Origin of the sequence: Halalkalibacter krulwichiae (assembly GCF_002109385.1) — a bacterium.
Lineage (GTDB): Bacteria > Bacillota > Bacilli > Bacillales > Bacillaceae_D > Halalkalibacter > Halalkalibacter krulwichiae.
In genome coordinates this window covers 1,548,135-1,567,201 of record NZ_CP020814.1, presented here as the reverse complement: position 1 = coordinate 1,567,201, position 19,067 = coordinate 1,548,135, and the positions used below count along the sequence as shown (strand labels likewise).

Sequence of the window (19,067 nt, the reverse complement as noted above, 5' to 3'; positions counted from 1 at the left end):
CCCCTTTTAATTTTGAGTTATTGTTTTATGTTAAATTTCATGAAGCCTATTTTGCTTTACCTCAACAATCCTGGTAAGAAAGTAACTACTTCTGGGAAGAACAATAAAATTAAAATAACAACAATCTGAGCTAATACGAATGGAGTAACTCGACGAAAGACTTTTTCTAAAGTGAGCCATTTAAAAAGTCCAGCTGTTGCATATACGTTTATTCCAACCGGAGGTGTAATAACAGCCATTTCCATAACTAAAACAATGTAAATACCAAACCAAAGCGGGTCAAATCCTAATGCGATTACTACAGGGAACATAAACGGCACTGTCAATAAAAGCATAGATAATGAGTCCATAAACATCCCTAATATCAAATACATAAATGAAATAATTAGCATAATCATGATTGGTGAGGCTTGAATTCCTCCGATCGTTTCTACGATATTTTGAGGAATTGTCGTTACAGCTACAAAATAGTTAAATGTAAATGCCCCAATCATAATGAGCCCAACCATCCCACTATTTGCTGCTGTCCCCTTAAGAGATTGCATCAATTTCTCCCATGTCAGCTTTTTTCTTGCAATTGCAATTAAGATGGCACCAGCCGCACCTACTGCTCCTGCTTCTGTTGGAGTAAACCAGCCCCAAGTAAGTCCGCCGATTGACAAAATAATGATTGCTATAACTTCCCAAGTTCCTGCTAGCGCTTTCAATTTTTCTTTAAACGAATATTTTTCTCCTGTACCTGGGGCTAACTCAGGATTCATTCTACAAATAATTGCTATTGTTACGACGTAAGCAATTGCAAGTATCATTCCTGGTACAATACCAGCTACGAATAAAGCACGAATAGATTGCTCTGTCATTAACGCATAAAGAATTAAAATAGCACTAGGAGGTATTAAAATCCCTAGGCCCCCGCTGCCGCAACCGAGGCACCTGCTAAACCTGGATCGTATTTACGCCTCATCATTTCCGGAATAGCAATGACTCCAATCGTAACAACAGTTGCAATTGTTGAAGAACTAATAGCTGCAAATACAGCTGACGCAACTACAGTTGCTAATGCGAGCCCACCACGGTGATAGCCTAATAATTTCTCACACAGTTCATATAATTTGGCACCGAACCCAGCTACTCCAAATATTTGAGCCATCAAAATAAAGGCAGGGATTACAGCAAAGTTATAATCAGTAATTGTCGTAAATGGAATTAAAGCAACCTTCCCTATCGATGCTGTCATTGAAACGATATACCCAAACCCTACAAACCCAGTTAGAGTCATCGCAATCCCAACAGGCACACCGATTATCATCATTAAGAGGAAAGCAATCATACAAAGTATACCGACTGTGAGCGGATCCATTATTCTTCTTCACCGCCTTTACTAATATTTTTCCCGGCTAGAATAAGAAGTGCGAGCAATACGAAAACAGTTACGACAACGAAGCGAAACGGAGCGACAGGAATTTTGATATCATATGTTCTTTCTTCTAACATTCCTAATGTTACGTCTATCCCTGCGTAAGCTAACAACCCACAGAATGCCAAAATAATGATTCGAGTTAACATTTCACATATTTTACGCCAATTTTTTGGGAGACGATTCACTACCATATCCATTACAATGTGCTGACCCTTAGTAGCACCATACACAATTCCGAAAGAATAAAAGACTGCACCAATCAATCCTAAGATTTCATAAAATCCAGGCATGGACCAATTAAATATCTTTCGACTGATAACATTAAATGTTACTAAGATGACCATTAGTAAGATTGCTAATCCTCCTATTTTTCCTAGTGTTTCACTAACATTATCTAAAACACCTGCAAAGGAAGATTGAATCTTCTTAACCTTTTGTCCGTTATGCTCCATATTTTCACCTACCTAGGTTTCTTCTTTTAAATTTTAATAGGGATCAGTTGGTTGTACTTCAGTTTTGTTGCGATTTTCGTTTTAACTTTAAAGTCTACCTCAAGTTACCCTTACTTTACTGGCGTTAATTTCATCGGCGCTTCTAGGACGCCCCACTCTGCCCATACAGTCATCTTAATTTCACCAATTAAATCGATATCTTTAGTGCGTTTTAAAGCCTCTTCTATTGCAAAACGTACCATCATACGAGCTAATGGTGACGCAGGGCATTTATGTGGTCCTTCGCCAAATACAATGTGCTTATTAATGTTTGGACGATTTAGAATGAATGTATCTCCATCAGGGAATACTTCATCATCACGGTTTGCTGACGCATAATTCAGTGCGATTGGTTCATCTTTCTTAATTAGTTGACCACCAATAACAACGTCCTGCTTTGCTGTACGCGCCATGCCTCGGTATGGTGTAAGAAGTCTAAGATACTCTTCTGTTGCTGCGGGAATCAGGCTCAAATCATTTCTTAACTGCTCTTGTATGTCCTTATGCTTTGCAAGATGAACAAAAATACTAGCAATTAAGACACTCGGTGCGATCATTCCAGCTACTAACATCGCTCGAACACAACCTAATACCATATCATCTGTTAAGTATTCACCTTCCTGCTTCGTGTTTAATAATGCACTAGTAAAATCCTCTTCGGGATCCATCGGGTTTTCCTTTCGTGAATCGATAACAGTACGTGCTATATCGTAAAGTTGAAGACTTAATCCTTTTACCTTTTCTTGATTATCAAACTCCATGATTGCTTTTACATAAGCAGTACTAACTTCCTTAATTTTTTTTGAAAGAGACTTAGGTAAGTTAAAAAATTGTGCAAACACTAGAGAGGGTAATTGGTGAGAATAATCAGCTGCAATCTCTACTTCATCCTTTTCCATAAGAGCTTTAACCAACTCCTCAGTGTCCCGTTGTATGATTGGTTCAAGCTTTAACATCTTCTTTTTCGTGAAAAACTGATTAATTAGTCGGCGGTAAACGGTATGTTCTGGTGGGTCGAAGTGTAAAGGTGGACGTCTGCCAGTAAATGCTACTTTCGGGACTACGTTTTGAACAGATGTCGTATATGTTTCGTAATCTTTTAACACCCCAACAACGTCTTCATATTTTGATAGAGCCCAAAAGCCCCCCCATTCATTGCTATGGGCTACAGGACATTTGCTACGCATTTCTTTGTATAGATCATGAGCGCTAGTAAATGATTCAGGTGCTTTTGGATCAAAGTCATGATCACCTCTTTTATCTATTTTCACTTCCTTAAATAATTCATTTTCATAGCTTTCTAGATTTCCATAGTTAAATGGACATTTACTTTCATTTAACTTACTCATAGTATCAAACTCCTTTACTTTAGTTCACCAAATGAGTATTCTCAATTTCTTCGCAAACGCTTACAAATGTACTTTTAAAAAGTTTCCTTTCTAATTATTCTTTTGTTCCTTGATTAAATTATCCAGGACTATCTTCAGCATTCCTTTAAAAGCTATCTTTTCTTCTTCTGATAACCCTTCACAGAGAATCTCCTCACAAGCCGTTATAATTTTAATTGCATCGGCTTCAAGGTCTCGACCAGATGAGGTTAAGTAGATCCTTTTGACACGCGCATCTGTTGGATCCAAAGAACGTTTCACCCATCCTTTTTCAACCATGCTATCAATCATTCCGGTTAAAGAAGCGGGCTTTACACTTAATTCAGTGACTAATTCCTTTTGTGTAACACCATCATTTTCCCAAAGCAATTTTAATATCCAATATTGTGAGCTTGTGATACCGCGATCTGCCATTTGATGATCGATCATATTTGTTAAGTTAAGGGAAATTCTTCGAAATAACGTTCCAAACCACATTTTTTCATGACTAAACATTTTACTTTACTCCTCCAAAGGCATAGGTACTAGTTTTTAACATTATGTAAATGATAACCTTTCGATGTTTTCTAGTCTTTCATTATCACGCTTTAGTTGATTTTCGGCTTTTCAATTAATTAGGTTCCTAACTAATTAACCAAATAATTAGTTAGGAACCTAATTATTTGGTTAATATTTTAGTTTATTCCTTATTACTCATCACTTATTAAATATCAAATTTATTTTCCAACTCAAAACATTTCAAGAAATAAATCCAAGTTATTTAATTAGGATCCTAAATAATATATTCAAGTTGAGAAACTAATTAACTTATATACTGATTATAATACAGGTTATTAATTGAAATTTCAATAACTTATAAATATTTTTTAAATTTAATTTTCTAAGTCATTTTTCTTTATAATTAACACATGGTTAATTATAAAGATTCAAATTCGATCCCCTCCCCAAAACCTTTTGCTGACGCTTGATTATTTTCCGTAAACAATACTCTAACTTGAAACAGACCATTGTCACCTTTTAATTCATACTTCTCTATATTATTAAGTACGTTCAACCCAACCGTCTCCCATTTCATCCATCTGTTATTAAATCTCAAATAAACATGATTCCTAAAGGTATAAAGGGTAGAAGAACCAGAATATTGGTAGCCTAAACAATTCAATATGACGTTCCCTCTAAATACATTCACTTTTGGCACAATTATAGGTAGATTAATAGCAGAATTCGTCATCCCACCACGGAATATCTTAATAACCGGTTCAGTTTCTTCGTTTAGTCCCTCTGGCTGCTGAATCCCTCGTTCAGCACATGTAATGGTAACTCTTATGCGACTCCCCTTTTTAAAGATATAGGAAACTGCTTCTAAGTGAAACGAACATTTCACCGGTATCTCCCGTGGTAAAAGCTCTGCCTCTTTCTGTAAACTTCGGTGGTAAGGAAGTTCTAATAAATCCCAAGCTACATTCTTAGACACTTTACGATGCGATGCTCGCATAAACCCCTCTGTAACGAGTCGAGAATATCCTTCATCATCAACCTCCTCAAGATAAGCTATAAAATTCCCATCTGTTTGAGAAGACGTTATCCAAAGATCCACGACTGGATGCCCTGTTATTTCAGTATCCTTCTGCAAAGGAATAGAAGTATAGGTTAAGCCTTTTTCATCTAACACTTCACACATATTTTTCGGGCAAAACCGATCCATCCGACCCATTTGGGAATCAAATACATCGATATCAAAGTTCACTTTGTATTTATCATGATCTTGTTCCGAAGTTTTCTGTGCTTGCAACGAGCCATCGTTTACAGATTGAATTGTTCCTGTTGAACCAGGTCCAAAATAAAGCGTTGTGTTTTGTTGATATTCTAGTGGCCAACTGTCTGAGACTCTCCATTCTTCTCCAGCAGGAGCATTTTGAGTATAGTACCGTATGGGAGGCTGTGAACCAAATCCATTGTCAATTCCTTTTAAAATATAGTCAAACCACCGTAAATGTTCTTCTCCCATATCAACATTCCCGTTCGGTAATTCAGACTCTCCATACATACTTTGAAAGTGATTCCACGGTCCTATTAATATTTGTCCGCCCCAGTCTTTATAAGTAATAAGCTGCCCACCAACGCTAGGGTCAAACCAACCTGCCATCTGATAAATGGAAAGCCCCGTTTCCTTGATCGTCTCAGAATGTTCACACGGAGGTATCACCATGTTAGGAACATAATCAAAATGTGGATTAGCAGAATCTCGATACATATTAGGAACAAATTGATAGCCAATAAAAGCTTTGTTGTTTTCATGCTCCTTTAATGCAGCTTTGGCCAGTGGATATTTTGGATGGACATCCTCATCAACTGGTGCCCCCATCTCAGTTACGGTTGGCCTATTACTCATTATTTTCGGTATTGCTGAAACACCGTTCGGGTAGTTCTGGTAATAGAAGTCACTATTACATACTACAGGTGTTATCGCTACTAATTGAGCAGGTGCAGTGACCGCTGTTGTTTCCTGTATAAATCCCATATTAGAAATTCCCATCATCGCAACTGCCCCATTGCACCACGACTGAGTTGCTGCCCATTCAATGATTTCTTTGACATCATGGTTATCGTGCGGCTCACAAAACCCTTGTGAATAACCAAAAGAAGCACCATGCCCGCGCGTTTCCAGAACAATATAGACGTACCCATTTAATATAAGCTTCTCTATGACCTGTTGCATCTTCAGGAAAATCTTACGGCGATGAAACCTCCCTGCTAACAAAATGACTGGAAGTGGTTCGACCTCTTCCATTTTGTTATCTTTATATGGGCGATATATATCTACTGCAAGTTTAATATCCTCATAACCATGTACATATTGCGAACTCCTTTTATAGTTTCGAAATGCTTTCAATTCCTTCCCCCTATTTTAAAAATCGGTCCAAAAAGTCATATTCTCGCTTAATATGTTCAGGGGTGAAATAGTTGGGATCATCTCCGCCTCCTACTCCTTCCAATAAAGATAATTTCACTTTGCTCACACCTATGGATTTTACTAACTTTTCTGCAAAGTGAACTGATTGATCATATGGCAATATATAATGCTCCGTTCCATGTTGAATAAAAAAAGGTGGCGACAAAGGTGAAATATACGTTTCAGGATTCGTTTGCTGTACAACTTCTGGGACATTTTCCATCAGGTCACCTAAATATAATGCACTGGAATATTGCGGGGCATCTAATCCTTGAGGGATTTCACGTCCCAATCGAATGAGCTGTTCATTGACAGTTGCGAAGTTTACCGGAGTAAAATCCACGACTACAGCCTGCACCGTACTGTCCATTTCTGGATGACCTAACCGTTTATCTTCTAATTCACCTACAGCACTAGATGTGCCTGCTAACGCAGCCAAATGGGCCCCAGCAGATGCACCCATAAGCCCAATCCGTGAAGAGTCTATCTGGTAATCTTTTGCATTCGATTTTACCCAGCGGATCGCCGCCTTTACTTCATGTATTTGAGTAGGAAAAGCCGCATCCAAACTAAGCGTGTAATTTATTATCACCACAGCATATCCTCTATCTAAACCATTTAGTGCGACAGCGCTCGATTTACCATCTTTACTGCCGAGGATAAAGCCCCCACCATGAATGTAAATGACAACAGGAAACGGGCCACCGCCCGTCTTAGGCAGATAAATGTCAAGCAATTGAGAGTTAGGTAGATTGGTATAAGGAATATTTAGCCATTTCCTGGTAATATGCTCCTTATCTATTGTTTGAGATTTTGGTAAAGAGTCTCTTAGTTGAGCTACGTATTCGGATCGTGTCATTCCATAAATCATAATTTCTTTCGGTTTAGCCATACAATCACTCTTTCCGTTAATATATAAAAGACTGACATCGCATTCCTATTAGATAAGGATAACGAAAGGGATTGTTTAATAGAAATAACTCCATCTCATTATCCTTTTTCCTTTCCTTTACACTTTTATACAGGCAACTCCGTGGCCCGCTTCAACTTCTTGCAATTCAGGATCACTTTCTCTACATTCTTCCGTTGCGAGCGGGCATCGATTATGAAAGCTGCATCCTGTTGGCCTATTTTGGGGACTTGGAATCTCACCTTTTATCGTAATGAGTTCCCTCCCTTCCTCTACGTCAGGGTCTGGAATAGGCACTGCTTCTAAAAGAGCTTTAGTATATGGATGTTTCGGATTATCATAAAGCGTTTTCCAATCAGCTGTTTCAACAATTCTACCTAAATACATAACAGCTACTCGATCACTAATATGACGAACAACAGACAAATCATGAGCAATAAATAAATAGCTTAGATCTAGTTTGACTTTAAGGTCCTCTAGTAAATTGATAATTTGTGCTTGGATGGAAACATCAAGTGCTGAAATCGCCTCATCACAAACAATTAAAGAAGGATTGCTTGCTAGTGCACGGGCAATTCCAACCCTTTGCCGTTGCCCTCCACTAAACTCATGTGGCACACGATTTTTTAGACTTGGATCCAGTCCAACCATACGGAATAGCTCTTCCACTCTATTCGTATATTCTTTTTTATTTTTTACAAGCCCATGTACAATTAACGGCTCACCGACCACTGATTCTGCTGTTTGTCTCGGGTCCAATGAACTAAAAGGATCTTGGAAAATCATTGAAATCTCTTTTCTTGTTGGACGTAATTTATTTTTCGTAAGGTTGGCTATGTCTTTTCCATTAAATTTTATTTCTCCTGAAGTAGGATCATAAAGACGTAAAACAGATCTGGCAATGGTAGATTTCCCACAACCACTTTCCCCTACTAATCCTAATGTTTCTCCTTTTTTCAAATAGAAACTAACGTTATCAACAGCCTTAACATCTGCAACCTTTCGTTTAAGCATTCCTTTCCTAACAGGAAAGTACATTTTTAAATTGTTTACTTCTAATAACTTGTCATCCCCATTTGACTTACCCTCTCGTTTTTCTATAACTTGAGTTGCAGAAGCAGTTTCTTTTGCGACTTGCTGTGAATCAATGTGTTTAACCGAGGCCAAATCAACATAACAAGCCGCTCTATGCTCATTTTCCACCTGTTTTAATGGGGGGCTGGCAAATTGTAACAATCTTCTGTTCGGAAGATACATCTTGGTAAGAACTGGCAGTGGTCTTTTTTATTAATTAAATTTGGCGGCAGTCCTTCAACCGGGACTAACCTCTTTTCTTTTGGATCATCAAGTCTTGGCACGGCATTAATTAACCCTACTGTATAAGGATGACTTGGATTTTTCAACACTTCTTTAGCTGTTCCTGATTCGACAATCGTTCCTGCATACATCACATAAATCCTCTCAGCGTACCTAGCAACTACACCTAGATTATGAGTTACAAGAATTAAGGACATATTCATACTTTTAACAATATCACGAAGCATTTCCAAGATTTGTGCTTGAGTTGTAACATCAAGTGCAGTTGTCGCTTCATCTGCAATTAATACTTTAGGATTGACGGATAATACCATTGCGATCATAATCCGTTGTCTCATCCCACCACTAAATTGATGCGGATAATCATCAATACGTGTCTGGGCATCTGGAATTCCTACCTTCTTAATCACTTCGATCGCTTTTTCACGAGCTTCTGTTCGACTTACTTTAAGATGAAGCATGATTGACTCTATAATTTGTTCACCGATCGTTAACACTGGATTAAGTGAAGTCATCGGCTCCTGGAAAATAAATCCAATTTCTCCACCACGGATTTTCCGTATTTCTTCACTTTCCGGTTTAAGCTTGAGCAAGTCAACTCCTTTATACAAAACTTCTCCCCCAACAATCTTACCTGGAGGTGTAGGAATCAATTGCAGACCAGACATTTGCGTAATTGACTTACCACAACCACTTTCACCAACAAAGCAAACTATTTCACCTTCTTCAATATAATAGCTCACACCATCAACAGCTTGTATTCGGTTTCCGTCAACATTAAATTCTGTTTTTAGTTGTTTGACTTCTAAGAGATGCTTCATTTTCAACATAGCCCCCTTCACCATTTTTGTTTCACCCTTTTAATGGAGCAAATATCTATTATTATTATTTTGCTTAGATCGAACCTCTCAAGCGAGGGTCCAAAGCATCCCTCAACGCATCACCTACAATATTGAATGCCAGCACAACGAGAAGTACACAGCCACCTGGTGCGAATGATAGAATTGGATTGTTCACTAGATAACGTTGACCCTCACTAACCATCGCTCCCCACGCTGCCTGAGGCGGTGTAATACCAATTCCTAAAAAGCTTAAAGATGCTTCAGCTAAAATAGCTACCCCTAAATTTAATGTAACTAAGACTATGATTGGCGAAAGACAATTCGGAAGTACATGCTTCAACATAATACGGAAATTAGATGCCCCAATTACTTCAGATGCCTTGATATAGTCTGCTTCTTTCACTGTCAATACTTGACCGCGCATAAGCCTTGCAAAAGTAGGTGTTAAAGCAATCGCTAAAGCTACTATAACAGTCCACATTCCAGCACCAAGGACTGCTCCAATAGATAAAGCAAGAATAATGCCTGGAAAAGCAAGTAAAGCGTCAATTATTCTAGAAATAACCGTATCTATGAGTCCACCAAAATAGCCCGAAATTATTCCTAGCAATACACCTGCTACTACAGCAATGGTTACAGATACCATGCCAACAAGCAGTGATACTCTCGTACCGTAAATGACTCGGCTTAGTACATCTCGACCTAAATTGTCCGTTCCTAACCAGTGCGCCGCTGAAGGTTGCTGCAGTGCATTTCTTAGATCTTGATTATAAGGATCATAAGGCGCTATAAAATCAGCGAATATTGCGACAAATACCATAGCTACTAATATAAAACCGAAAAACATCACAATTTTACGCCCAAGAAACACTTTTAGAAATCTGCGTAATTCATTTGTTTTCGGTGGAGCCTCATCGATTGGCATTGTACGAGCTGTTTCAGTTGTCATTAATCCCACTCCTTATTTATAACGTATTCGTGGATCTATATAGTTGTAAGAAATATCAACCAACAAGTTAGCCAGTGCAACTGTAACAGTTATCAAAATCAAACACCCTTGGACTACAACAATATCTTGATTAAAAACTGCTTGTAACAACAGTCGTCCAAGACCATTAATATTAAATACTTGTTCGATGATGACTGAGCCGCCAACAATATTAGGCAACATTAACCCTGCAAGTGTCACAACTGGGATAATGGCGTTTCTCAGAGCATGTTTAAAAATGATTATCTTTTGTTTAATCCCTTTCGAACGAGCTGTACGAATATAGTCTTGACGAATGATTTCTAACATCGATGATCTTGCTTGTCGAGCTAGGATAGCCATAGATGATAAACCGAGTACTAAAGATGGCATTAATACATACTTGGTACTAGCCCAAAAATCTTCGGTTGGAGAAACATAACCTTGTACCGGGAGCCACCCTAATGTCAAACTAAAGAGATAAATTCCTAAAATACCTAACCAAAAGTTTGGAATTGCCATCGCAAAGTTTGCAGTAGTTGTAATAAAACCATCGATCCATCCTCCGCGTTTCACTGCTGCCATAATTCCCATCGGAACACCAACAATAACACTAATGATGAATGCAAATATGCCAATATGAAGAGTGGGTGGCAATCGATTTATTATCATATCTGCCACATCTTCCCGATAAATGATCGACCTCCCTAAATCCCCTTGTACTACTCCCCAAGCCAAGAGAAGTATTGCACAGGCAACGGTCGATCTAATCCTAATTCTTGTGTCAATTGAGTTATCTCTTCTTGTGTAGCATCTTCTCCAAGTATTGTTAAAACTGGATTTCCGGGTAAAGAGTGTAAAAGGAAAAAACAAAACAAACTAAGGACAAGTAAAACAACAACCATTTGCATCAACCTGTGTAAAATATATTGAGCCATTATCGTTATTCTCCTTTTCTACTCCTCTTTAATCCAAGATCTCTTTCACACCTTGTTTTTTTAAGAAGTTTTAAATTTACCTTTGAGGTATGAACAATTCTAGTCAATTAATCTAAATAATCAAAAAATAAATATGAAAAAAACCACTATGGAAGAGTATTTGATGTTGGAACAACCCTATAGTGTAGAGTTGTTCCGCTAAGCAAGACATTTCGACTAGCTCCCTACTGTTGCATCCAGGTAGCTTCTGGGCTCCAATGAGTTAACTGGCTTTTCAAAAATCCATGTTCTTGAACATTTCCATTTTGAGCTAGCAACATATTGCCAACCACTAAAGGAATACTTGTCTGTTCTTCATCAAAGACTTGTTTTTGTAGCTCATGAGATAGTTCTAGTAATTCTTCTGAAGTAGAAATGGTTTGAGCCTGACTTAATAATTCTTCTGCTTCTTCGCTTAATTTGGTAGAGCGATAATGAGAGCTTGTGCTTGCCAAGCTTCTATTGAAATCAAATGTAACGTCATTACTAATTCTAAAAACACTATTAATTAAGCCGTCCCACTCACCTTCACTACCTGTCATCTCCTGCCATTCTTGTGACTGAACTCCATTTAAGTCTACATTAATCCCAACTTCAGCAAGGTAAGCCTGAATGGCTGTATACAATTGGGTGAGATCTGGATTATTAACAAATGTAATCGTCAAATCAAAACCGTCACCAAAACCAGCTTTCTTTAGTAATTCCTTTGCTTTCTCTGGATTATATGGAGTACCCTCGACATCAGGGTTATAATTTGCTGCTTTTTGAACAGACCATTGATGAGCCACTTCTGCATATCCAAAATACACAGCCTCTACAATTGCTTCTTTATCTATGGCATAACCAATCGCCTTTCGTACATCGCTATTTGCTAATGGAGAGTTAGGGTCCTCACTATCAGGAGCCATACTATTACCAATAGCTCCCATGCCATTTTCAAGAGCTTCAATAACAAAATCTTTTTCTAAATTACTTGTAACTTGAGGTGACGAAAACAAATAAAGATCAAATTCTCCCGCAACCATTGCTGCTTCAGCAGTAGAAGACTCAGTGATCGTGTGGAACTCTACACCATCTAGATACGGCAAGCCCTCTACCCAATAGTTCTCATTTCGTTCAACAGTCACTTTTTCATCTTTTACCCATTCTTTCAATACAAATGCACCTGTACCAACTGGATTATCTTTCAACCATTCCTCACCGTTTTGCTCATATGCAGTAGGCGAAGCCATTTGCGCAAAACCAAATAAATTATCAAAAATAGTGTTATCCCAACGTGATAGATTGATTGTCAAATTGTAATCATCCACTACATCAATTGTGTCAATAGCAGCCGCCTCGACACGTCCGTTATCGCGATACAATTCTAAATTCCACTTAACAGCTTCTGCATTAAATGGTGTTCCATCATGGAATTGAATTCCTTGTTTTAACTCGACTTCAATCTTGTTGGAACTAGGATCTGCCTCCCAACCTTCAGCTAACCATGGTTCCACTTCACCATTTTCATTATAACGAGCAAGGTTCTCATAAATTGACATTGCTATGACAATATCACCTCTTCCTCGTATAAGTGGTGGCAGACCAATATTGACGACCGGGTCTCCAAAAACGACTTTCAATGTTCCACCATATTTATCTTCTGAAGACTTTTCACCATTTTTCTCTTGTGACGATACATTTTCTTCAGCAGTTGTCACGTCATTACTTGAATTACATCCTGCAAGTGTAATAGCCAATAAAAAAAGTACAATTACTCCAGTAACATTTATATACTGAAACTTCCATCTCACCTTCATGGCACACCATCCTTTTCCAGAATGAATTTTGATTTTTAAAACAAAACCGATGAAATTTACTTAATCCCTCCTTTCACAACTTACAAACTAATAGTTAGCAAGATATATCACGCCCTCTGCAAACGCTTCCATTTTTAAAATTATTTTTTAGACAAACCTTTGACTCTATAGTAATTTTGTAAACTCCCTAACATCCTTTATAGTTTCTAAATGAAAAATTTGTTCAATTACTTTATTTAGCGCATGATCTGTTAATCTCTTTTTTGAATATTTGCCACAGTCCTTAAATTTTTCAATCATTTCTTCATTACTCATTGGATGAAGCGGGTTTCCATAAGGCCTCTCAATTTTTTCTGAATATACCTCACCATCTTTTGTTTCGATTTCTAAATATCCTTGTAATGACTCTTTCAATGTAAGGTTCGAGTTAACTTTATACTTCACTTTTTGTGCATTCGCTAGCACTATAGGTTCCAAAATCGATTGTTCGGTGAATTGTTCAAGTGTAACTTTTCCGTGAACTAAGGTTGTTGCTAGCACATAAGGAAGACTAAACTTGGCATTGATTGCCCCCTCTGGTTTACGTTTCCCTTCTAGCGGTTCACAGATAAGCATTTGATTAACCTCACTAACAACCGCTCTCATTTCGATAACGTCACTCTCATCTAGTTGATATTTTTTTAATAAGTTCAGTAAACATTCAATATATGGATGAGTTCCTCGACAACTCGGCCATGGTTTAAAACTAACATTGGTTCCCTCAAACTGTTTACCAAGATTCTTCATCAATAAATTAGAATCAAAGTGTCCTCTAGTGAATGAGTAAAAGAATGCCCTTTCACCGTCGAAGGGTTGATCAAATCCTTTTACTCCTTCTTTCGCGAGTAAGGCTGAGGTTACACCTGCCTTTGCCGCGAAAGCATCTCTTACTGAACGAATGAGTGTTTGTGGATTTCGTGTAATTTCAGCACTACAAGTTGCTTGACAAAGTGTAAGGGAAAATGCGTCAAGCATCTGTTCTTCTGTCAAATGTAATAGTTTTCCTGCTGCTGCTGTTGCTCCAAATGCCCCTAAGATTGGCGGCATATACCAGCCGTACTCTAATAAATTTTTTGTTATGGAAAGACCAAGTCGACAAACTAGATCATTTCCAAGTGTTACTGCCGTTATTAAATCTTTTCCAGTAATATGATCAAGTGCTTCTGCTACTGCTAAAGCGGCAGGCACTGTAGGAGCACTTGCATGAACAAACGCTGTATCGTGTGACTCTCCAAAATCCATGGAATGCGCCATCGCCCCATTGGCAAAAGCAGCAGCACTTGCAGGTACCTTCTGGCCAAATCCGAATATCGTACTTTGCTCATTACCACCATCTGCTAACGTAATATTTACAAAAGATTGACACCCTTCGCCAAGGGTATTAGCAGCAAGAATGACACCGATCGTATCTAAAATGCACTTCTTTGATGCTTCAATAGCTTTTTCTGGTAGATCTTCATAATTAATCGTTACTAAATGTTCCGCCAACCTTTTTGATAGATTCATCTACTTCGTCCCCCTTTACTAGGACCTCGTCTCCTTGAACAAAGAAACCTGCATTTAATTTTGCAGTATTCGTTATTTCTTGCATGTACTCAACAACCTCATTAAATTGTGGATCTTCTGCATTTAGCATTTTTGGCTGATCAGTCTTCGGGTCAATATATGTAGGCTGAAAAGCAACATTTTTTATTCGTTTATTATCGATCGTACATTTCACCGTGATCGATTTATATGAATCAATCGGCCATAAAGCTTTATTAACATCCCAATCAGAATTTAGTGTTTGGATTTCCTTGAACGATTTACTTTTTGATACATCTTTTTTAAAATGCGGTGGTAATTCGATTGCAAAATTTCCTAAACTATAAAAGATTACTTTTCCTTTATAAACTTCAACACCTTTTAGAATGTGAGCATGGTGTCCAAGTATCAAATCAGCACCTGCGTCGATCGCAGCATGCGCTACCTCTCTTTGATAATCTGCTAATACAGCCGGAACAAAGTGAATCCCCCAATGTACAGATACAACGACCACATCTGCTTTTTCTTTAGCCTTTTTAATATCATGAATCATCCCTTGGAGATCTTCACGGTGAGCGAACGTGTGTGTTCGGCAAGGTGTTCCAGGTTGGTCATGCTCCACTTGCTCATACAATGTATGCGCTCTCATAGGTGTGCAACCTGGACGATCACTTTCTGCCCAATAAGCCTGAGGTAAAATGGAGTTATAACCTAAAAATGCAACTTTTGTGCCTTCACGCTCCTCAATGGCCGGCCTCCTTGCTTGATTTATATTTTCACCCACACCTATTGTCACCAAATCCTCATGATGTAGTGCATCAAGAGTATCAAAAAAAGCTTCCCTTCCCATGTCCATACAGTGGTTGCTTGCAAATGAAACGACATCAAACCCGGCTTTTTTCATCGAAGTGGCCACTTCTGGATCTGTATGAGCAACCAACCTAGCTTGAGGTAGAGGCGTTCCACGCCGAGACAAAACCGAATCAAGTTGACAAAATGCTATATCAGCTTCTCGGATAAAAGGAGCCACTTTTTCAAAAATCGTATCTGGATTTTCTCTATTTGGGGCTATGTCACCAACGGCATATAACTTTATCTCTTTTTTCATTCTGATCATCCTTTCTACATCCATCATTCCAGAAGATCTTATAAATAAATTGGAAACGTTTCACTTTTTGATTTTAACTCAACACCCCTATATTTACAATAATAATCTGAATTATCAGAATGAATTTTGGAAACGTTTCACTTTTTTTTGTTTGTACTCTCCTTCTTTTATAACAAGCACCTTGAAGATCGATACTTTTAACAGTAGAATTAATGAGAGTCTTTCATATTAAAAATAAATCTAGGAAAATATGCTTGGTGGTGAAAGTAATGCTTAATAATAAAAATAAAGTAAGCATAGTAGATGTTGCTAAACATGCAGGTGTAGGAGTCGGAACCGTTTCAAGGGCTATAAATGACAATGGAAGTATTTCTTTAGAAACAAAACAAAAAATTATGCAAAGCATAAATGAACTCGGTTATGTTCCGAATCGTATTGCGCAAAGCTTGAGATCTCAACAATATAAAAATATTTTGTTTTTTGTCAACATGAGCATACCTACTTTTCCTAAGATCATAAACGGTATTTACAGTCAACTTGAAAATGAAGGATACATGCTGAGCCTCTGTAATATTGGGGCGAATAATATTCTAGATAAAATTAAACTCTATACAAGCCACCATCATTTCGATGGAATTATTCTTGCTTCCCCTCATGAAGATGATGAAGAATTAAATGAATTCTTACGTTCACTTAATGTACCTGTTGTAACCTTTGAGTTAGTCATACCAGGGCTGGCTACTGGAATATCCGTTGATTATCATACAGCAGTCAAACATGCGACAAATTATTTATTCTCTCTTAATCACAAAAACATTGCTCTGTTGTGCAGTTCAACTGACATCCCTTCAAATCGGGCAATTATAGAAGGTTTCAAGGATTCTTTTGCCACTAACAATTTGGATTTAGATGAAAACCTAATCGTACGCATAAATAGTTCATCAAACGATTTCAACACAAGTGAATTGATTAATTTAATGCCTAAAATACGCAGTAAAAAAGTATCAGCTATTTTATGCATGCATAGAACATTTTTACCCGGATTGTTACAAGTTATGAAAGATAGTCAAATCAGTTACCCTGAAGATGTATCGCTAGTTGCGATAGAGGACTACGAATTAACAAGCCTTTTGAATCCATCTATAACAGTCATAAAACGACCATTACTACAAATGGGCAAAAAAATCGCGGAAATGGTCTTACATTTTATTCAAAAACCAGAGTTATACGGTAATTCAGTTCCAACGGTTATCTCTACAGAATTCATTGTGAGAGAATCTTGCAAAGTTTTGAATGAAAAAGAATAGGAAAAAAGTATAGCGCTGCCGGCTTAAGATAATCTCTTTTCACCGGCAGTTTTTATTCGTTTCCTATATGATGATGATTATTACCTTGTTGCTAACGTACCATCTTTTTATTATTTAGAACATCCCCGTAAAAACACGACCTCTCCCCCCATTTAAGGGAGTCAGGGACGTGCACCAAATTTACAATATCTTAAAGTCATTTTTAGTTAGGTTCCTGATCTGGAACAGGCAGTTCAACGTAAGATGCAAATTTAGACTGGTGATAAATAGTATTTTTAGCAGGTACACCGACTTCATCCTCACCAACAGCATTTCCAGTGTTCATATTACGATCGAACTCCGGAAAACAACTCCCCGCTATATCTACTCGGATACGATGACCAGCTAAAAAAACATGACTTGTATGGCCCATTGTAATAACAAACTCATAAATTTCACCTTGATCTAACAGCTGCGGTTCAAAAATAGACTTCCGATATCGAGCTCGTATAATTCCATGTGTGACATTGAAACTTCGTCCATCTGGGTGTACGTCACATACTTTCACAACAAAATCAGTATCAACAACCGATGTTGAAGCAAACAGATGGACTTTAAGCGGACCTGTTACTTCTAAACTACGTTCTAATTTGGATGTCGTATAACAAAGTACATCCTGTCTAGCTTCAATAGCTGCTTGATCTAATGGGCCTGCTAGAAAACCATTGACTGGCTGCCCAAGTGTCCCTTTAGAAGGGATAGGATTTTGAGGACCGTATGTGAATACATCAGGGCTTTCTAGGCCTGGCATTAATTGGTCTAATTTCCCATCGCCATTTGTAGAATTCGCTCGTCCCTGACTGTGAAAATAGAATCTAGTCCAGTTCGTGTTCTCTAACGGCCAGCTGTCAGAATTCCGCCATTTATTGATTCCCATTACAAAATAACGGACAGTTGGGATTTCAGACTCTAATCCTTTTAAATAACGATTGAAAAAGGAAATCACATTTTTCGTTGGATCCGCATTTCGAACATCTGCTAACGGACCAAAATCTAGTTCACCAAGCACTCTTGACACGTTTGAGTGATCCCACGGTCCAACAAGTAAATATTGATTTTCTCGCGCTCTTCTCGAACCCCCTTTTTCCGTTAGTCCTAAGAAATTCGCAATAGTTCCTCTTGTAAAAAAGTCAAACCAACCAGATATGTGAAAGGCAGGTACTTTAATTTTCTCGTATACAGGTGAAAGGTGTTCTGCAACTTCTTTATTGGGTACAGCGTTCAAAATCCTCTGTTCCCAAATCTCTCTTACTCCTTTTATTTGAAAATGCGGAACTTCTTTTAAAGGTAAAAAGTTATAAATTTCTTCAGGGTTTTCAATAGCTTGATTTAATAATTGAAGTAGTTTTATGGTGTTTTCATTTTTATCATCCATTCGCTTCACTAAATCTTCAGCCATTCTCGCGGTCCAATTTAATCCTGTATTTAATGCAACCACCCCATCTAATAACGTACATTCATTACCTGAAAATGCTGAGCCAATCACCCAAGGTGAAATTGCTTTTAAATGAGGTGGATTTTCCATAGCCGTTCTTAACACTAATGCTCCATTATACGAAGCTCCTGCTAAACCGACATTCCCATCGCACCAAGATTGTCCTGCTATCCATTCAACAGAGTCATATCCATCTGTAGCTTCAACTGAAAGTGTTACATCTTCTCCTTCATAATGACCATTAGAGGCAAACCTTCCTCTAACATCTTGACTAACAACCGCATAACCTGACATGACCGCTTCAAACAAATTCATATATCGATTGTATTTTGCATTCTCTTTATTATATGGGGTGCGCATTAAAATAGCTGGATACTTATTACCATCATCAGGTCGATAAATATCTGCACGAAGCAAAGTGCCATCTCGCATTTTCATTGCTATATTTTTGTCCACTTTAATATTACTGATCAAATAACCCCTCCTAATATTGATGAATTTTTTCCTATTCCTTCACTATTCTTCTATTCTAGTTTATAATTTAATTAAAT

At 37.9% G+C, this 19,067-nt stretch carries 15 protein-coding genes and 1 pseudogene; 1 reads left to right on the top strand and 15 read right to left on the bottom strand.

Annotated features, from left to right (window positions below; all coding sequences use genetic code 11):
* Positions 1–56: 56 nt before the first annotated feature.
* From BkAM31D_RS08005 to BkAM31D_RS07945, 14 genes and pseudogenes are all read right to left on the bottom strand, one after another.
* Positions 57–1,279, bottom strand: a pseudogene (locus tag BkAM31D_RS08005) (TRAP transporter large permease).
* Between the two features lie 80 nt (positions 1,280–1,359).
* Positions 1,360–1,872, bottom strand: a complete 513-nt coding sequence (locus BkAM31D_RS07995; protein ID WP_066152186.1) for a TRAP transporter small permease — start codon at positions 1,870–1,872, stop codon at positions 1,360–1,362.
* Positions 1,873–1,982: 110 nt separating this feature from the next.
* Positions 1,983–3,260, bottom strand: a complete 1,278-nt coding sequence (locus tag BkAM31D_RS07990) for a cytochrome P450 (RefSeq protein ID WP_084372079.1) — start codon at positions 3,258–3,260, stop codon at positions 1,983–1,985.
* Between the two features lie 90 nt (positions 3,261–3,350).
* The gene (locus tag BkAM31D_RS07985) at positions 3,351–3,794 is read right to left on the bottom strand and encodes a MarR family winged helix-turn-helix transcriptional regulator (protein WP_066152188.1); all 444 of its coding nucleotides are present in this window, start codon (positions 3,792–3,794) and stop codon (positions 3,351–3,353) included.
* A 421-nt stretch (positions 3,795–4,215) separates the two neighbouring features.
* Positions 4,216–6,192 carry a CocE/NonD family hydrolase gene (locus BkAM31D_RS07980; protein ID WP_066152191.1) on the bottom strand — a complete coding sequence of 659 codons (1,977 nt, stop codon included), beginning with the start codon at positions 6,190–6,192 and terminating at the stop codon, positions 4,216–4,218.
* Positions 6,193–6,202: 10 nt separating this feature from the next.
* Positions 6,203–7,144: an alpha/beta hydrolase gene (locus BkAM31D_RS07975; protein ID WP_066152194.1), complete on the bottom strand. Its 942-nt coding sequence runs from the start codon at positions 7,142–7,144 to the stop codon at positions 6,203–6,205.
* 117 nt (positions 7,145–7,261) lie between these two features.
* A complete protein-coding gene (locus BkAM31D_RS23510; protein WP_306807459.1) occupies positions 7,262–8,398 on the bottom strand; it encodes an ABC transporter ATP-binding protein in 1,137 nt (378 codons plus the stop codon).
* The gene (locus BkAM31D_RS23505) at positions 8,371–9,300 is read right to left on the bottom strand and encodes an ABC transporter ATP-binding protein (protein WP_157108281.1); all 930 of its coding nucleotides are present in this window, start codon (positions 9,298–9,300) and stop codon (positions 8,371–8,373) included. The genes BkAM31D_RS23510 and BkAM31D_RS23505 overlap by 28 nt, the downstream gene beginning before the upstream one ends.
* A 73-nt stretch (positions 9,301–9,373) precedes the next feature.
* Positions 9,374–10,270: an ABC transporter permease gene (locus BkAM31D_RS07965; RefSeq protein ID WP_084372081.1), complete on the bottom strand. Its 897-nt coding sequence runs from the start codon at positions 10,268–10,270 to the stop codon at positions 9,374–9,376.
* 12 nt (positions 10,271–10,282) lie between these two features.
* Positions 10,283–10,960 carry an ABC transporter permease gene (locus BkAM31D_RS07960; protein WP_257391643.1) on the bottom strand — a complete coding sequence of 226 codons (678 nt, stop codon included), beginning with the start codon at positions 10,958–10,960 and terminating at the stop codon, positions 10,283–10,285.
* Positions 10,961–11,010: 50 nt separating this feature from the next.
* On the bottom strand, positions 11,011–11,226 hold the full coding sequence (locus tag BkAM31D_RS24210) for an ABC transporter permease family protein (protein ID WP_257391642.1): 216 nt from the start codon (positions 11,224–11,226) through the stop codon (positions 11,011–11,013).
* A gap of 224 nt (positions 11,227–11,450) precedes the next feature.
* A complete protein-coding gene (locus BkAM31D_RS07955) occupies positions 11,451–13,064 on the bottom strand; it encodes an ABC transporter substrate-binding protein (protein WP_066152200.1) in 1,614 nt (537 codons plus the stop codon).
* Positions 13,065–13,229: 165 nt separating this feature from the next.
* Entirely contained in the window at positions 13,230–14,609 is a 1,380-nt protein-coding gene (locus tag BkAM31D_RS07950; RefSeq protein WP_066152203.1) for an MmgE/PrpD family protein, read from the bottom strand.
* Positions 14,566–15,735 carry a CapA family protein gene (locus BkAM31D_RS07945; protein ID WP_066152206.1) on the bottom strand — a complete coding sequence of 390 codons (1,170 nt, stop codon included), beginning with the start codon at positions 15,733–15,735 and terminating at the stop codon, positions 14,566–14,568. Before BkAM31D_RS07945 ends, BkAM31D_RS07950 begins: the two co-directional genes overlap by 44 nt.
* Positions 15,736–16,004: 269 nt before the next feature.
* Here BkAM31D_RS07945 and BkAM31D_RS07940 point away from each other — a divergent pair, with 269 nt between their 5' ends.
* The gene (locus BkAM31D_RS07940) at positions 16,005–17,042 is read left to right on the top strand and encodes a LacI family DNA-binding transcriptional regulator (protein ID WP_066152208.1); all 1,038 of its coding nucleotides are present in this window, start codon (positions 16,005–16,007) and stop codon (positions 17,040–17,042) included.
* Positions 17,043–17,244: 202 nt separating this feature from the next.
* On the opposite strand, the gene BkAM31D_RS07935 is transcribed toward BkAM31D_RS07940, so the two are convergent.
* The gene (locus BkAM31D_RS07935) at positions 17,245–18,990 is read right to left on the bottom strand and encodes a CocE/NonD family hydrolase (protein WP_066152211.1); all 1,746 of its coding nucleotides are present in this window, start codon (positions 18,988–18,990) and stop codon (positions 17,245–17,247) included.
* Positions 18,991–19,067 lie beyond the last annotated feature (77 nt).

Coding starts and splice junctions, on each gene's coding strand:
- BkAM31D_RS23505 (WP_157108281.1), bottom strand. CDS start 9,300: ATGAAGCATCTCTTAGAAGTCAAACAACTAAAAACAGAATTTAATGTT.
- BkAM31D_RS07985 (WP_066152188.1), bottom strand. CDS start 3,794: ATGTTTAGTCATGAAAAAATGTGGTTTGGAACGTTATTTCGAAGAATT.
- BkAM31D_RS07945 (WP_066152206.1), bottom strand. CDS start 15,735: ATGAAAAAAGAGATAAAGTTATATGCCGTTGGTGACATAGCCCCAAAT.
- BkAM31D_RS07960 (WP_257391643.1), bottom strand. CDS start 10,960: ATGATAATAAATCGATTGCCACCCACTCTTCATATTGGCATATTTGCA.
- BkAM31D_RS07955 (WP_066152200.1), bottom strand. CDS start 13,064: ATGAAGGTGAGATGGAAGTTTCAGTATATAAATGTTACTGGAGTAATT.
- BkAM31D_RS07990 (WP_084372079.1), bottom strand. CDS start 3,260: ATGAGTAAGTTAAATGAAAGTAAATGTCCATTTAACTATGGAAATCTA.
- BkAM31D_RS07975 (WP_066152194.1), bottom strand. CDS start 7,144: ATGGCTAAACCGAAAGAAATTATGATTTATGGAATGACACGATCCGAA.
- BkAM31D_RS07965 (WP_084372081.1), bottom strand. CDS start 10,270: ATGACAACTGAAACAGCTCGTACAATGCCAATCGATGAGGCTCCACCG.
- BkAM31D_RS07940 (WP_066152208.1), top strand. CDS start 16,005: ATGCTTAATAATAAAAATAAAGTAAGCATAGTAGATGTTGCTAAACAT.
- BkAM31D_RS07995 (WP_066152186.1), bottom strand. CDS start 1,872: ATGGAGCATAACGGACAAAAGGTTAAGAAGATTCAATCTTCCTTTGCA.
- BkAM31D_RS24210 (WP_257391642.1), bottom strand. CDS start 11,226: ATGGCTCAATATATTTTACACAGGTTGATGCAAATGGTTGTTGTTTTA.
- BkAM31D_RS07950 (WP_066152203.1), bottom strand. CDS start 14,609: ATGAATCTATCAAAAAGGTTGGCGGAACATTTAGTAACGATTAATTAT.